This window comes from Paenibacillus mellifer (genome assembly GCF_023195895.1).
Taxonomy (GTDB): domain Bacteria; phylum Bacillota; class Bacilli; order Paenibacillales; family Paenibacillaceae; genus Fontibacillus; species Fontibacillus mellifer.
The window spans coordinates 82,113-97,967 of the sequence record NZ_JALPRK010000012.1; the positions used below are offsets into that span (position 1 = coordinate 82,113).

At 54.9% G+C, this 15,855-nt stretch carries 12 protein-coding genes; 11 read left to right on the top strand and 1 reads right to left on the bottom strand.

Translation table 11 applies throughout. The annotated features are described in order from the left end of the window. Position 1 precedes the first annotated feature (1 nt). The 11 genes from M0651_RS14050 (at position 2) to M0651_RS14100 (ending at position 14,882) form a co-directional block, all read left to right on the top strand. A complete protein-coding gene (locus M0651_RS14050; RefSeq protein ID WP_248552376.1) occupies positions 2-475 on the top strand; it encodes an SRPBCC family protein in 474 nt (157 codons plus the stop codon). 177 nt (positions 476-652) lie between these two features. After that, complete coding sequence (locus tag M0651_RS14055; RefSeq protein ID WP_248552377.1) at positions 653-1,234, top strand: TetR/AcrR family transcriptional regulator; 582 nt, start codon at positions 653-655, stop codon at positions 1,232-1,234. Positions 1,235-1,236: 2 nt separating this feature from the next. Next, complete coding sequence (locus tag M0651_RS14060) at positions 1,237-2,013, top strand: CPBP family intramembrane glutamic endopeptidase (RefSeq protein WP_248552378.1); 777 nt, start codon at positions 1,237-1,239, stop codon at positions 2,011-2,013. A 108-nt stretch (positions 2,014-2,121) separates the two neighbouring features. Next, a complete protein-coding gene (locus M0651_RS14065) occupies positions 2,122-2,904 on the top strand; it encodes a sensor domain-containing protein (protein WP_248552379.1) in 783 nt (260 codons plus the stop codon). Between the two features lie 195 nt (positions 2,905-3,099). Beyond that, positions 3,100-4,254: a DUF418 domain-containing protein gene (locus M0651_RS14070; protein WP_248552380.1), complete on the top strand. Its 1,155-nt coding sequence runs from the start codon at positions 3,100-3,102 to the stop codon at positions 4,252-4,254. Positions 4,255-4,281: 27 nt separating this feature from the next. Continuing rightward, on the top strand, positions 4,282-5,391 hold the full coding sequence (locus tag M0651_RS14075; RefSeq protein ID WP_248552381.1) for a sensor histidine kinase: 1,110 nt from the start codon (positions 4,282-4,284) through the stop codon (positions 5,389-5,391). 6 nt (positions 5,392-5,397) lie between these two features. Beyond that, complete coding sequence (locus M0651_RS14080; RefSeq protein ID WP_248552382.1) at positions 5,398-6,003, top strand: response regulator transcription factor; 606 nt, start codon at positions 5,398-5,400, stop codon at positions 6,001-6,003. Between the two features lie 221 nt (positions 6,004-6,224). Further along, a complete protein-coding gene (locus M0651_RS14085; RefSeq protein WP_248552383.1) occupies positions 6,225-10,418 on the top strand; it encodes an S-layer homology domain-containing protein in 4,194 nt (1,397 codons plus the stop codon). A gap of 203 nt (positions 10,419-10,621) precedes the next feature. Further along, positions 10,622-12,889, top strand: a complete 2,268-nt coding sequence (locus M0651_RS14090; RefSeq protein ID WP_248552384.1) for a GH92 family glycosyl hydrolase — start codon at positions 10,622-10,624, stop codon at positions 12,887-12,889. 27 nt (positions 12,890-12,916) lie between these two features. Then, positions 12,917-14,311, top strand: coding sequence for a glycoside hydrolase family 32 protein (locus M0651_RS14095; RefSeq protein ID WP_248552385.1), 1,395 nt, complete (start codon positions 12,917-12,919; stop codon positions 14,309-14,311). A gap of 91 nt (positions 14,312-14,402) precedes the next feature. Continuing rightward, entirely contained in the window at positions 14,403-14,882 is a 480-nt protein-coding gene (locus M0651_RS14100) for a carboxymuconolactone decarboxylase family protein (RefSeq protein WP_248552386.1), read from the top strand. Between the two features lie 65 nt (positions 14,883-14,947). Here the strand turns inward: M0651_RS14100 and M0651_RS14105 are convergent, their stop codons facing one another. After that, the gene (locus tag M0651_RS14105; RefSeq protein WP_248552387.1) at positions 14,948-15,808 is read right to left on the bottom strand and encodes an RNA polymerase sigma-70 factor; all 861 of its coding nucleotides are present in this window, start codon (positions 15,806-15,808) and stop codon (positions 14,948-14,950) included. Positions 15,809-15,855: the final 47 nt, after the last annotated feature.

Here is a 15,855-nt window from a genome sequence, read left to right on the forward strand (position 1 = left end):
CATGGCTGCGAACGAATATTACATGCCGACCCATTGGCGGGTGAAGGGGAACATCTGGGAGATCTATGAGATATGCTCCGACTTCTTGGACTATCCACGCTGGTGGCCTGAAGTGTACTTGAAGATTCAAACGGGAGGCACGGACGAGGAGACAGGCAACGAGGTCTATGATATTCTCTCCAGAGGCAAGCTGCCATACAAGCTTCGCTGGAAGTCATGCAAGACGGCCGAACAAGCGCCGCATTCCATCGCCTTGAAGTCTTCGGGCGACTTGGTCGGTCACGGAACATGGCGGTTCGAGCAGGACGGAGAATACGTGAACGTACAATTCGATTGGTATGTGAATGCCGAGAAGCCCTTGCTCAAACTGTTCTCGCCGATCCTGAAACCGCTCTTCACTTCGAACCATTTCTGGGCGATGAGCCGAGGAAGAGAGAGTCTGGAGAAGGAGCTGATTCGAAGGCGCGAGGCTTGATCCGCCAGGTGGCGGAATAGCTAATTAGAACCCCCCATTTGCTCGTCCCCAAAAGCTCAGGCGTATTCAACGCCTGGGCTTTTGTTACGGCCAAAATAAGTGTTGACTTCGTAATGAATATAAAATAACATACGTAATATAACGACTGTTACATAACAAAAACAAGGAGGAAATCTCATGCCCCCGAAACCGAAGGTCACGCGGGAGATCGTATTGAATGCGGCGCTGGAGCTGCTCCGTGATGAGGGAATGGATGCCGTCAATGCGCGAAACGTCGCGAAGAAATTGGGCACCTCCACGCAGCCGATCTTTAGCCACTTTGCTTCGATGGAGGAATTGAGGGAAGCGCTCTACGCTTATGCCGAGCATCTATACAACACGGTGATGCTGACGGCGATGCAGGGCGGCGGGAACGGCTTCCTGGAGATGGGTCTCGCTTATATCCGGTTTGCCCGGACGGAAAAGAAGCTATTCCAGCTTCTATTTATGTCAAACCGGCTGCAGCAGGAGAAGGTGGCCGAGATTGCCGGCTCCACCGAAGGCGACGACCAGGTGATTGCGATGATCGGAAGCATGACCGGACTTTCCCCCGATTTAGCGCGCAAGCTTTATGCCGGGATTTGGTATACGACGCATGGCATTGCCTCTTTGATCGCAACGAATAGCAGCACGATGGACGACGCGGAGGCGCGAGACGCATTAGGCAACGTATTTAAAGGCTTGCTGGTTGTACTCAAAAAAGAAGGCGAGGAGCTTTAACCATGTCCGAGAAATATATCACCAAACATCCTTATGTCGCCGCCGTCATCGCGGCACTGATTTGCACCTTTCTGACCGCTGTCGGCTCCGCGGCGGCCCAAGTCGCCGAATTGGCGGAAGTCCCGGCTTATCTCGTCATGACGGCGTCCGTGATTTTATCCATTTTGGCGGGCCTGTGGTTGCTGCGCCGTTCCCGGATTTCGGCCGAAGAGGTCGGCTTTCGCCGCCCTGTCTCCGGCAGCATACGCTCCATTTGGCTATGCGTGCCGCTGCTGCTGGTGGAAGTCATTCCGTTTGTAGCCTATGGTCCCGACGCATTTACCCGTCCGGGCGCGGAATACGCGGTACTGGCTCTGTTCACCATTGTGGTTGGCTTTAACGAAGAGCTTTATTTTCGGGGATTGGCCTTCTCCTTCCTGTCGCGAAGAAGCCGTAAACAGGCCGTGATTGGCTCGTCCGTCGTCTTTGGCGTGCTTCATGCCGCTAACGCCCTAAGCGGAACCAATCCTGCCGAGGTGCTCCTGCAGATTGTCTTTGCTTTTCTCGTCGGAATCGTGCTGGCACTCATCGTCAGTATCACTCGAAGCCTTTGGATCGGTATCGTGTGGCATGCGGTCCATAATTTCCTCTCCTTCAGTACGGAGGTGGTCTTCGACCAAACGGCGTTGATCGTGGTTTCGGCCCAGGTCTTGATTTTGTTGGTCTTCACGGTCGGGTTATGGAAACGCGGAACGGCAGCAGCCTATACGGAACCCAAGTCGGCCCCCGCCCTAGCCTAAAGTCTAGCTTCCAAACACCCCCTAAGACGGTTATATCGCGCCAATACGGTAGTTATAATGGGTTTATAAACTTAGCGCGTGACTGATGAAGGTAAAGGAGTGTTTGAAGTGAAGGCAGTTGAAGCGACGAATGTGGCGAAAGTAGGGAAGGTGAATTGGGCGCTGTTTAATCCCAAAACCTATGCAACGATGCTCTATTTGCTGTTATCTCTCCCGTTAGGGATCATCTATTTGACGTTAGCGATTACGGGGCTGGCCCTTTCCATTGCGTTGACTCCGGTATTTATCGGGATCCCGATGTTTTTTGGAATGGCCAAGCTGTTGAATGGGATTGTGAGCTTTGAGCAAAGTCTGATTCGGCATATTTTAAGGTTGCCGGTTCCGCCCGCCGCGGTTCCGAACCACGTACAAGCAGAGGCTGGACAGAATTGGTTTATGCGTATGGTGAAGGGGTTTGACGGGGAGTTGTTCTTCCGAAATCTGATGCTCGTGATCCTTCGTTTCATCACCGGTATCGTCTTCTTTGCGGTGATGGTTACGGCTCTTGCCCTGGGGATTGGCTTTATTGCCCTTCCCGTCGTGCATATCGTTCTGATGAATGAAATGAAGCTGGATATCTTGGAAAATACCCTGTTCACGTACTTTCATATCGATTGGACCTATAATCAGCAGTATCTGCTCTCCGAAGGCATTGGCCTGGTATTGTTCTGGGTCGCGCTTCGCGTGGTTAATGGACTGATGCAGGTTCAGCGCAGAATCATGTATGTGGACGAGGCGTATCTGCAACCGACGTCAGAACCGGCTCCCGCACAATTCCATGCGCCTGTTCAACCGCAATATGAGGAGTTCATGGACGAGCAACATGGGCAAGAGAAGTTGTGGCTCGCTTAAAAGAGAAGAGCGCTATAGAAATAGAAGTCCGAAGCAAGTCCTAGCTATTGCTAGGGCTTGTTTTTTTCTCTATAACCTCATCCTCTCCTATGACACTGTCATCTCCACCTCCTGACAGCTGTGAATTCCGCCGCTCCGGCGATCGAAGGTAGAATGAAGCTACCAAGAGAACGAAGTCGAAGGGACGGGAAGAGGATGGAGAATCGCGGCGGGAGAATTCGCTTGCTGGATATTTTGAGAGGGTTCGCGGTGTTGGGGACGTTGGGGACGAATATCTGGATTTTTGCGCATCTGGGGGATGTGAATTATGTCTTTACGTTTGATCATGCGGCGTGGTGGTCGTCGTTCCAAGACTTCGTGCGAGTTTTCGTGTTGTTCCTGGTCAACGGCAAGCTGCTGGGCTTGTTGACGATGATGTTTGGCGTTGGGTTGGAGATGAAGTATCGCCAAGCCCTGAAGCGGGGGAACGCCTGGCCGGGAATGTACCTGTGGACGTCCTTCATCCTAATGGCGGAAGGCTTGCTGCATTTTATGCTGGTGATGGAGTATGACATTTTGATGAGCTACGGGATCACGGCGGTTTTCGCCGCATTTATCGTCAAAGGCGGGGATCGGGCGATCCGGCGAGCGATGTGGATCTTCGGCGGGGTGCATGGAGGGATCATGCTGCTGATTCTGGGTTTCGGGATCTACCTCGGGCTCTCCGGGGCGCATATCTCCATGGGGGACATGAGTGAAACGACGGCCTTATATGGCGGCGGCAGCTGGATACAGCAGGTACAGGATCGGCTGGTGAATTTCGTGTCGCTTCGTTTGGAAGCCGTGTTCGTGATTCCGATGAATCTGTTTCTGTTCCTGCTGGGCATTCGGATGATGCGGTCCGGGGTGTTTGCCCCGGATGAGCAGGGACGGCAGCACCGAAGCAAGCTGTTGAAGCTGGGCTTGGCGATCGGACTTCCGCTGAATTTGCTGATTTTTATCCCGGGCGGATATCTGGATTTCCCTGTGCGGTACTTATTTGCACCGATCCTCTCGCTGGGATATCTCGCGCTTATCGCGAGGCTGGTTGAACGATACGAGGGCCTGTGGCTGTGGAACCGGCTGGAGCAGGTGGGTAAGATGTCGCTGAGCTGTTATGTCTTGCAAAATATCACCGCTTCCCTTATTTTTTATGGATGGGGTCTTGGCCTGGGAGGCAAGGTGGACTCATTTAACACGGTTCTCCTCTGGATGGCCATCTCCAGTTTCCAAATTGTCTTCGCCTCGCTGTGGTCCAAGCGGTTCCGATTCGGTCCGATGGAAGCGGCGAGAAGGTGGATGACGAACCTCGCGGGCAAGCTGGTCGGCTGAGGATCAAGCATAAGGTGGGAATGCCCATTGTTACGGAAGCTGTATCCTGCGGACCAGATCGAGAAATTTTTGCTGCTGGACGTCATGATTATCGTATTTCTAATTTACCGTGTGCTGGTGCTGGACGTTCCTTATTCTCTCCTCCTAAAAATAGGGTTCCTTCTCCTGTTCTTAGCCGCCTATTACATCTGCTTGTGGCAACGTCGGTGGCTGCTGCTCCTGGGCAGTTATGCCGGCTTCCTGCTAATTCTCGCGCTGAGCGTCTATGAAGGGATCGGGGTTTTGCTGTATGGGTTTGTGTTTGCGGATCTAATGGGCAGGGCGGATCGCAAGCGGGTGATCGGCATCGGCATGGTCGGCATCGCCGCGATGTTTATTGTGGCCGGATGGATCCATGAGGGGGAGTCGGCGGGGATCTTTCGGACGGTTTATTTTCCGGTGATGATCATTCAACTGGCGGTACCCCTCGTTCTTCAAGCTCGGGAGAGCAATAAGGTCCTGAAAGAGAAGCTCAACCTCGCCAATGCCCAGCTGGAACGGTATATCCAAGAGGAGGAGCGGAACCGGATCGCCCGGGATCTGCATGATACGTTAGGACAAACCTTGACGATGATTAAGATGAAAAGCGAGCTAACCATCCGCCTAGTCGATCAACGTCCGGACCAAGCCAAGGAGGAGTTGCGAGATATCGTGAACACCTCCAGGCACGCTTTAAAGCAGGTGCGGGAGCTGGTGACCGGAATGAAGTTTGTTCCGCTGGAGAAGGAGATCGAGCTGGCGGGGGATCTTTTGCAAAAAGTAGGGATTCAGCTGCTCGTCTCCAATCAGACGCCGTTAACTCCGCTATCCCCGGTGGCCGAAACGATGCTGGCGTTATCCGTCCGAGAGGCGGTGACGAATATCCTCAAGCACAGCGGGGCGAGCGAATGCACGATCACCCGATACGAGCGGGATCAGCGTCTTTATCTTGAAGTGAAGGATAACGGGAATGGCCAACTGGAGCCGGGAAAAGGCAACGGCGTGCAGTCATTCCAGGAGCGGGTGGCGATGCTGCAAGGGGAAGTCGAGATGAAACCGCACTCGGAGCGAGGGACATCGATTACGTTCATCGTACCGCTTACGGGAAACAGGGGGTGAAGCCGGATGATCCGAATTGTGATTGCCGAGGATCAGCAGATGCTGCGCGGGGCATTTAAGTCGCTATTGTCTTTTGAAGAGGACATGGAGGTTGTCGCCGAAGCGGAGGATGGGGAAGCTGCATGGGAAGCGATTATGCGCCTGAAGCCTGATGTGTGTCTGTTGGATATAGAGATTCCGGGGCTGACGGGGTTGGAGATGGCTGAACGGCTCAAACGGTCCGAAAACCCGGCGAAAGTCATGATCGTGACGACCTTTGCCCGTCCGGGGTATTTGCAGAAAGCGATGGACCTCAAGTTAGAGGGGTATCTATTAAAAGACGAGCCAATCGAGTTTCTGATCGACGCGATTCGCAGAGTGATGGGCGGGGACCGTGTGATCAGCAAGGACCTGGCGGAGGTGCTGTTTCTGAACGAGGACAATCCGCTGACCGAACGGGAGACCGAGGTGCTGCGGTTATCGCATGCCGGACGGACAACCCGGGAGATCGCCGAAACGTTGTACCTGACGGAAGGAACGGTCCGTAACTATTTGTCCCTGGCGATTCAGAAGCTCGAAGTGGAGACGCGGCAGCAGGCCACCGAGCGGGCGAAGGAGCGGGGCTGGATTTGACGGTTCTTGCCGCGCGCAGCGGGTGACCGTGAATAATTGAGTATATAGAGGGTCCTGGCATTCGTGATTGAATGCAGGGCTCTTTTTGCTAGGCGGAAATGATCATTCCTACCTTCTATAACCGGGTCTATAACCGTGGTTAGATTCGATGACCGATGAGATCTTTTATAATTTTAGAATCATTATCATTCGGTAAAGGCGAGAAGGAAGGGTTGATAGGAATGAAGTGTTTGTTCGCATGGTTTATAGTTCTGTCGCTGGCGTTGGGGGGCGTGCCGGTGACCGTTACTGCCTATGCGGAGGGAGCAGCGATGGAGGGGAGCGGGACGGCGGGGGATCCCTTCATCGTCACAACTCTAGATCAGCTAGATGCCGTACGGGACAACTTGACGGCCCACTATCGGCTGGGTGCGGATATCGACGCGTCGGGGACGGCAGGCTGGGACGGGGGAGCGGGCTGGATGCCGATCGGGGAAAAAGGCAGCGGCGGCGACAGCTCCATGCCGTTCACGGGGGTGTTCGATGGAGCGGGGCATGTCATCCGTAATCTGACGATTAACCGGCCGACTCAGGATGGCGGCATTGGGCTGTTCGGCATGATCGGTTCGGGAGGGGTGGTTCGCCATCTGAGCATGGAGGGCGGTTCCATCACGGGCGACGGTTTTACCGGCGCTATTGCAGGGAACAGTAACGGGACGATCGAACAGTCCCATGCCGGGGTCGATGTACGGGGATCTGGAGTGGTTGGGGGGTTGGTTGGTTACGAGTACGGCCAAATTCTCGCCTCGTACGCCACGGGGAATGTCAGCGGAACGAATAATGTCGGAGGATTGGTAGGACGCAGCGATGGAACGGTAACGGAATCGTATGCAACCGGTCATATAGAAGGTAACGACTCGGTTGGCGGACTTATCGGAATAAAGGAAGGGGGGCTGCTAAATCGATCCTACTTTGCCGGTACAGTTCATGGGAGTGGGAGTTACATAGGCGGTTTGACGGGGTACCTGTTCGGTGGAATCGTAAGCACATCCTATAACATCGGGTCTGCCAGCGGATACAAAATCGTTGGCGGGCTGGTCGGTATGTCGGTAGATGGTTATATCGGCAAGTCTCATTCCTCCGGGGAGGTTACGGCTGCCACAGGGGATATCGGCGGCGTGCTTGGTGCCAATAACGGCACCATTATGGAAAGCAACTACTGGGATGCTGAGACTTCAGGACTGGCGGATGCATGCGGCTTCAATAACGGTGATTACGGAGTTCCGTGTGTCGTGGTAAGCCTTACATCCGCAGAGGCGCTGAGCCAGGCGAGCTACGCGGGGCTGGACTTCGCGGCAGACTGGTTCATGCTCGAAGGTTCAACGCGGCCTTTCCTTCGTGCGGAATGGTCGCAGGTCATCGGCAACGCCCATCAACTGCAACTGATGGCGATGGATCTGACGGCGGGCTATACGCTGGCGGGTGATATGGATTTCGGCACGGTGTTCACGGACGATAGTCGGGCCGATATGTGGGCCACGAGCAACGAGGATGGGGCGGGCTTCGCGCCGATTGGCGATGCGACGCTCGGCCCCTTCACCGGGCAGATCGATGGCCAAGGACATGCGGTTCGCGGCTTATTCATCAACCGCCCGGGAACCGTCCAGGTCGGGTTGATTGGGAATCTCGGCGATGGAGGCCACGTGCACGGCATTGGGGTAGAGGGCGGCCACATCAACGGAGGATACTCCAGCGGCGGCTTAATCGGGGATATGAGCGGGGGGACCGTCGAGTTGTCCTATTCGACAGCCAGCGTAAGCGGCATTGAGAAAGTCGGGGGCCTGGTGGGTAATATGTATCCCGGCGTCATCAGGAAATCGTTCGCGGGAGGTGATGTCTCCGGCTGGCTGGCGGTTGGCGGCCTGGTGGGCCGTGCCGATCTGGGGAGTTTAATTGAAGATGCTTATGCCACCGGTTCCGTTGCGGGGAGCTCTGAAACAGGCGGTCTGATCGGACGGCATGTCGGAACGGTCAACCGGGCTTATGCCGCAGGGAATGTCCCAGGCTCCGGTTCCGAAATCGGAGGGTTGGTAGGCCGGGATTTCAGCCCGACTTCCAGCGTCACCGCGGGATATTATGATGCTGCAACAACGGGTCATGGAGGCGGAAAGTCGACTGCGGCGATGAAGCACAAGTCCACGTTCGAGACATGGGATTTTACCGGAACCTGGTCGATAGAGGAAGGAAAATCGTATCCGGCCTTGCAAGGCATTGCCGCAAATCTCGGCATCGACACCGCTCCCCCGGCGATCGTGAACCTACGAGTCGAAGCTCCAAATCACCTCGTGATGACATTGGATGAAGAGGTAAACCTGCTTGCAATGGGAGGGTTTTTCGTATCCGCAGACGGTGTTGGAATTGGGGTTCTTGATACCGTAAAAACCGGAGCGAAAACCTTAGCGTTGACAGTCGGCGAGGAACTGCATAGCGGACAGGACATCCAGCTGTCCTATGATGCGAATGTGGGAAATGTCTCCGATCTGGCGGGTCATCCGCTGCTCAGTGTGGCAGACCAACCTTGGCCGCCGGAACTCACGATTACGATGGCTACGTTACATGGGGATGAATATCTAGACGGCACGTGGACGAACGAGCCAGTGACGGTCAGCGCTTCGGTTTATGGAGATTCTACGGACGTCACCGAGTTCGTTTATTCATTGGATGGCGGGGATACCTGGACGGCGTACTTGTCGAGCCTTGAGCTTCGGGATGACGGCGTACATGTCCTCGATTTCAAGGCGGCTAATTCGGCGGGGATGGAAACGACGATACGGCGTACGGTGAAAATCAGCGCCAGCGGGCTGACCTTAACCCCGGAGATGGTTCGAGCGGATGGCAGCCCTTACGGGGATGGGGACTGGACGAACCAGAGCGTTATCGTCAGTGTATACGCCGTTGCGGGATTCGGCGAGATCGTTTCCTTGACCTATACAGTGGATGGCGGATCGCCGCAAGCTTATACGAACGGGACGCCGATCGAAATCACCGGGGATGGGGAACATCGAGTCGTTTTCCAAGCGGAGGATGAGGCTGGCCATCGTCTGTCCGAAGAGCTAAAGGTGAGGATCGATCAAACGCCTCCAACTGTCGATTTCTCCCCGAACGGGCGGGAAGTCGCGGATGGATCAGCTTCCTCTCGGACGACGGTAGGGGATGCCGGAAGCGGGGTTGATGCCTCAACGCTTCAATATGTATGGACAACGGATCCCGCTTTGCCAACGGATGGCTGGGTACCGTTCGTTAGTGGCGCCCATTTGACGAAGAGCGGAGCGGACGGCGATTGGTACCTGCATGTGAGAGCGGCAGATCAGACGGGGAACGGGATGACTGCAACGTCCCTGCGGTTCCGACTGGTCCAGAGAAGCAGCAACCCGGCGCCGGCGCCATCGCCGGGCAATACGTCTTCCAACAGCGGGGCTCCGTCTTTACCGAACAACGTCTATTCGTTTGGACCTGCCGGCGGCACAGCGAAGTTCAGTGGAGGGGAAATCCGGTTTCCCGAAGGTGCGATGGATCGTCCGTTTCAGGTGACGATTGATGAAATCAAGGATACGAGTACCCTGCCGCTGTCCGAGAAGGAACGTCTGGTCAGCCGGGTATTTGAGTTCAAGAAGAACGTGCCGGGGAAATTTCTTCTGCCTGTGACCGTCCAACTGGATCTGAACGCTGACGTTACGCGGGAGGATGGCAATCAGATCCTGCTAGTTTGGCTGAACGAGGAGACGGGGCAATGGGTTGCGTTGAACGATCCATTCGTTGACTACGAAAACGGCACCGTCAGCGGCACAACCGATCATTTTACGAAATTTGCGGCCCTCTCCCGAACGGTTGAGATCCAAGAGCCAGCGGTCGTACTAACGGATATCCAAGGCCACTACGCCGAGCAAACGATCCGGCAACTTACAGAGAGCGGGATCGTCAGCGGGTACCCTGGCGGCACCTTCCGGCCCAATCGTCCGATTACGCGGGCGGAGTTCGTGTCGATCCTGGGCTCGGTCATGCCATGGCAAGCAGCGGCGGATAAGACATTCGCCGACACGGAGAAGCATTGGGCCCGTTTGGAGATCTCCACAGCCTACACCAACGGAATCATTCAAGGGGTAGACGACCATCGCTTCGCGCCGGACCAACCGATTACGAGAGAGCAAATGGCGGTGATGGCGGCGAACGCCTTGCATCTGGAGAAGCCGAAGAGCATTATGTCCTTCGCGGACGGGGAACGGATCTCGAGTTGGGCGAAGGAAGCCCTTGGAGCGGTGACGGAGCAGGGGATCATCTCCGGATATCCGGATCGCACCATACGCCCTCAAGCCCAAGCGACTCGGGCGGAGGCTGTGATGGTCATTGGTAGAATGATGAAAACGATAGAAGGATAACCCACACTTGTCGATTCTCCTTCGAATTCCCAGCCTTCATATGCAATTTCAAAAGTGAGCGACCTGCAAAGGTCGCTTTTTTGTTTTTAGAGGGGGAAGCCCCTAAGAGAAATCGTAATCTACGCTAAAATTTGTGTACTATATGACATGATGAATATATTATATATAATTGAAATAGTATTATGATTTTGGGAGGGATAAGCTTGAAGAACAAAATCGTTCATGCGGATCGGGATTGGGCATCGTACGTCAATACGAATATCGGAACGTTGTCCTACAAAACGTGGTCGACGTCTCCAACCGTACAGCTTCCTCATGGGATGATGGAGATCGATCCGGTCACCACACCGGGCATCGGAGACAAGTATTTGGCGGATAAGATCTTCGGATTTTCCTTTGGGCCCGCAACCGTGACGGTTGCCGGCAGCCCTTTGTCCGATCGGCTGGAAGCGCTTGCTTCTGCCTTCGACCATGATTGGGAGGAGACCCGGCCCTATAAGTATCGCGTCTTCCTGGAGGATCATGACATTGATGCCGAGATGACCGTGGCTCAGCGCAGCGCTTACTTCCGCTTTCACTCCGTCGGGCCGGTCCATGTTATCCTCAACGGCGGCGAGACGACGCAAATTCACAAGCACGATGGCCGCGTGATCGAAGGGGAACGCGCCAATAAAGGGCATGTTTGTTATTTTAGCTTGGAAATGAAAGAGGCCGCATCGTCATGTGGCTCCATCGAAAACAGCCCCGCCATCGATTTGACCTATGAGCCGCAGCAACAGGAACAAACGATAGAATTGAAGGTAGGGATCTCCTACATCAGCTTGGAGCAAGCCCGGAAGAATCAACAGCAGGAGCTGCCGGACTGGGACTTCGAAGCCGCCGTTACCCGGGCCCGCGACGCTTGGAACCACGCACTTTCCGCGATCGAGGTGGAAGGCGGGACGGAGGAAGAACGGACGATTTTCTATACGGCGATGTACCGTACGCTGCAACGGATGCGGAATATTACGGAAGATGGCCAATATTACAGTGGCTTCGACGGAAATGTCCACAAGACGGAGGGGCGGGATTTCTACACGCACGACCAGCTTTGGGATACGTACCGCTGTGCCCGCCCGTTGCAGAGCCTTATCGAACCTCGCGTATTCGAAGATATGGTGTACTCGTTGGTCCGCATGTACGAACAAGGCGGGTTGCTGCCGAAATTCCCTCATCCGGGCGGAGATCATGCGGTGATGATCGGCCATCATGCCGCTTCGCTTATTGCCGATGCCTGCGCGAAGGGGCTGGATAATATCCATGTTGAGAAGGCCTATGAAGGAATGCTTAAGGATTCGACGGAAATGTCCCTGATTCCCTGGCGGACGGTGCCGGCTACGGAATTGGACCGGGTGTACCATGAACAAGGCTGGTTTCCGGCACTCCCCGTTAGGGAGGACGCGAAGGTAGCGGATCCGGACGAGTGGAGAAAAAAGCTCTGGGACCTCGTCATGGAGAAGATGCCGAATCAGATCACCTGGGTCCCCGATGTTGGCGTCGACGAATGGGTGCCCGAGGTCGATCCTTGGCACCGTCGGCAATCCGTGTCCGTGACGCTGGAGCGAGCGTATGACGATTGGTGCGTCGCCCAAGTGGCCCGTAAGCTGGGGCGGGAAGAGGAAGCCGAGCTATTTCTTCAACGGGCAGGCAACTATCGCCATCTGTTCCGCCCGGACCTCGGGCTGATGGCGCCCAAGACGGCGGAAGGGGAGTGGGTCGAACCGTTTGATCCGAAATTGTCCGGCGGATTTGCCGGGGAGGGGTATTTTGCTGAAGTAAATAGCTGGATTTACACCTTCCATGTGCAGCACGATGTGGAGGGATTAATCCGGCTGATGGGCGGGAGAGAGGCTTTTGTTCAAAAGCTCGATGCATTGTTTACGGAGCAATACACGATGGAGAAGCCGTGGTTTCTCGGTCAGTTCCCCGACATGTCGGGACTGATCGGGATGTATGCGCATGGCAACGAACCTAGCTTTCATATCCCGTATTTATACAATTATGCCGGGGCCCCTTGGAAAACACAGCGGCGTGTACGCGATATCCAGCACCTGATGTATAACGCCGGACCGGCGGGTCTGTGCGGAGACGATGACATCGGTTCGCTGTCGTCCTGGTATGTATTTAGCGCTATGGGCTTCTATCCGGTGTGCCCGGGCCGGCCCGTCTATGACATCGGCAGCCCGATCTTCGAGAAGACGACGTTACGTGTCGGGAAGGGCCAAACCTTTGTTATTGAAGCGCGTCATGTCACCAAGGCGAACAAGTACATCCAATCCGCCGTCTTGAACGGGCAGCCGCATTCACGGCCTTGGCTGACCCATCAGGAACTGATGAGCGGAGGACAGCTTGTGCTGGAGATGGGGCCGAGACCGAACAAGGCATGGGGAAGCTCCCCGGAGGATGCCCCGCCTTCGATGACTTCACATTAGGATTTCGGTGAAAAGGAGAAAGGTGACATGACCTTAGGCAAGCCCATTTATCATTTTACCCCGCCTGCGAATTGGATGAACGATCCGAACGGACTTGTTTATCACGAGGGTCAATATCATTTGTTCTATCAATACAATCCGCATGGGGATCAGTGGGGAACGATCCACTGGGGGCACGCGGTGAGCACGGATCTGGTGCATTGGCAGCATCTGCCGATCGCGCTGGCACCGTCCACCGAGCTTGGCGAGGTGCATTGCTACTCCGGCTGTGCCGTGATCGATGATCAGGGCGTGCCGACCCTGTTGTACACCAGCATTGGTGAGGGCGAGCGGAATGCCGAGACCGGCGCGGAGCATTGGATGGCCACCAGCCCCGATGGGCTGCGGACCTGGGTGAAGCCTGAAGCAAACCCAGTGTTAACCTCGGTTATTCACGGCAAGGATTTGATCGTTCGGGATTGGCGCGACCCTTATGTCTGGAAAGAAGAAGACCGTTGGCTGATGGTGCTGGGAGGAAGCGTCCAAGGTAAAGGCAACGCGTTATTGTACGAGTCGGCGAACCTGCGGGAGTGGACGTTCCTGCATGTCCTACATACAGGGGAGGAAACCCTGTGGGAATGCCCGAACGCCTTCCGCCTGCAAGACAAAATGGTTCTGATCTACTCGCCAAGCGACAAGGTCAAGTATCTTGTAGGTTCCATGGGAGAGGATCTGCGATTTGTGAAGGAGCAGGAGGGGGTTGTGGATCATGGCGGTTGGGAAGGGTATTATGCACCGCAATCCATGTTGGCTCCGGACGGCCGCCGCATCTTGTGGGGCTGGCTCCCCGACAACGCGCGTGGCGAGATGACGGAGATCCAGGGATGGTCGGGGGTGCAATCGATCCCGAGAACCGTGGAGCTTCATCCAGCCAAGTACACGCTGATCATCAAACCGGTTGCGGAGCTTCAGGTGTTGAGAGAGAACCCGTTTGAGCTTCCAAAGACCGTCCTGCCTCAAGGAGAACATGAGCTGGGGATCCAAGGCAAAGCTGTCGAAATCAAAGCGGAGTTTGAGCTGACCGGTTCGGAGACATCGTTTGGCTTCGAGGTATTCCGTTCGCCGGACGGGGAAGAACAAACCACGCTGAAGTTCGATGTAGCGCGAGGGCAGATTGTACTGGACCGCTCCCGATCCAGTCAAGCGGCGGGCGCTCATACTTGGGAACTCGTTGCCCCTTACGAAATGCGGCACCTTGAACAGCTTCGAGTTCACCTCTTCATCGACCACTCCATTGTTGAGGTGTTCGTCAATGACGAGCTTTGCCTGACGGGTCGAGTATACCCTCTTCGTGAGGATAGCGAGTCGATCCGGTTATTCATTCAGGAGCCAAACGTGACGATGAAGTCCCTCTCCGCCTGGAATTTACGCGGGATTTGGTGAAGAACTATCATTTCGGTTTTCGCTATGTCACAGAATGAATCACCTCCTCGTTATATTGTCGTACGTGATCAAACAGGGAGGTAGATGAGTGATGTCACAACGTATTAATTACATGCAACAATCCCCGGGATTCTTCAACAAATTGCTGGAATTCAGCGGGGCCGAGAAGGATAGCTCCATCGAGGAGAAGATTCGTCATCTCGTTCACATCCGAGCTTCGCAATTAAATGGATGCGGATTTTGCCTGGATATGCACGTGAAGGAGGCGAAAATCCACGGCGAAAGCGAGCTGCGCCTGTACCACATTTCGATTTGGCGGGAATCAACGCTGTTTAGCCCGCGCGAACGGGCGGCGCTAGCCTGGACTGAGATCCTGACCCAGTTGCCGGAGCATGGCGTGCCGGATGAGGTCTATAACCGCGTACGCGAGCAGTTGTCCGAACAAGAGATTTCCGATCTTACCTTCTCGATCATGGCGATTAATGCCTGGAACCGGGTTAACGTCGCCTTCAAAACCGTACCGGGCTCGGCCGACGCCGCCTTCGGATTAACGAAAGCGGGTCTGAGCTAAGAGGAAACCTCTGATGTGAATCAAAGAAGCACCAAGAATCCCTTGAGGACGCTTGGTGCTTCTTTTCATTCTCCGAAATGTTGTAGTTTATCCGGGTTTCTGACCAGATAGATGTTGCGAATTTGCTGGTTCTCCACATGGAAAATTCCGACGGAATGAATCCCTTCCTCAGATCGAATCCGAAATGCCGGCTGCCCGTTCACCCCAATCACCTCGAAATGAATACCCTCGATCGTTGTGGCTTGCCGGAATGGACCCAGCAGGAATTGGGCCACCCGTTCTCGGGTTGGGATCGGCTCGGCAGCGGCCAAGACTTTGCCTCCACCATCGGCGACAAGGACAACTTCTTGATCCAGGATGGATAAGATTTGTTGGAGATTGCCTTGTTTGAGCGCATTCAAGAATTGATGAACGTGTTCGGGCGCGGATCCCTCCGAAGCAACGAGCTGGTCGGGGTTCATCCCCATTTTCGCGTGGGCCCGACTGAGTAGTTTGCGGCAGTTCACTTCGCTCTTCTCCACCAGCTCGGCGATTTCCCGATACTCAAACCCAAGCGCCTCTCGAAGCACAAATATGACGCGCTCCGTTGGGGATAACTTCTCAAGCAGAACAAGCATTGCGTAGGACAGAAGATCGTCGCGAACGACCCCCTCCATCGCATCCTCATTCAGGTTGTGCAGCGGCTCTGGAAGCCACTCCCCATAATATTGCTCCCGTTTTCGGCGTGCCGATTTATACAAATCCCGGCAGCGGTTCGTGACCATCTTGCAAAGATAAGCTTTCGGTTCCGTCAGCTTCTCCGGCGGGACATCCACAAGTTTCAAAAATACGTCTTGGACCACATCCTCCGCATCCGTAACGGATCCGGTCAGCTGGTAGGCGAGCTTAAAGAGCAGTCTTTTATATTTCTCGTAGAGCTCCTTCATCTGTTCACTTCCTATCGGTTCCCCGTTTAATAACCTATGCAGAATAG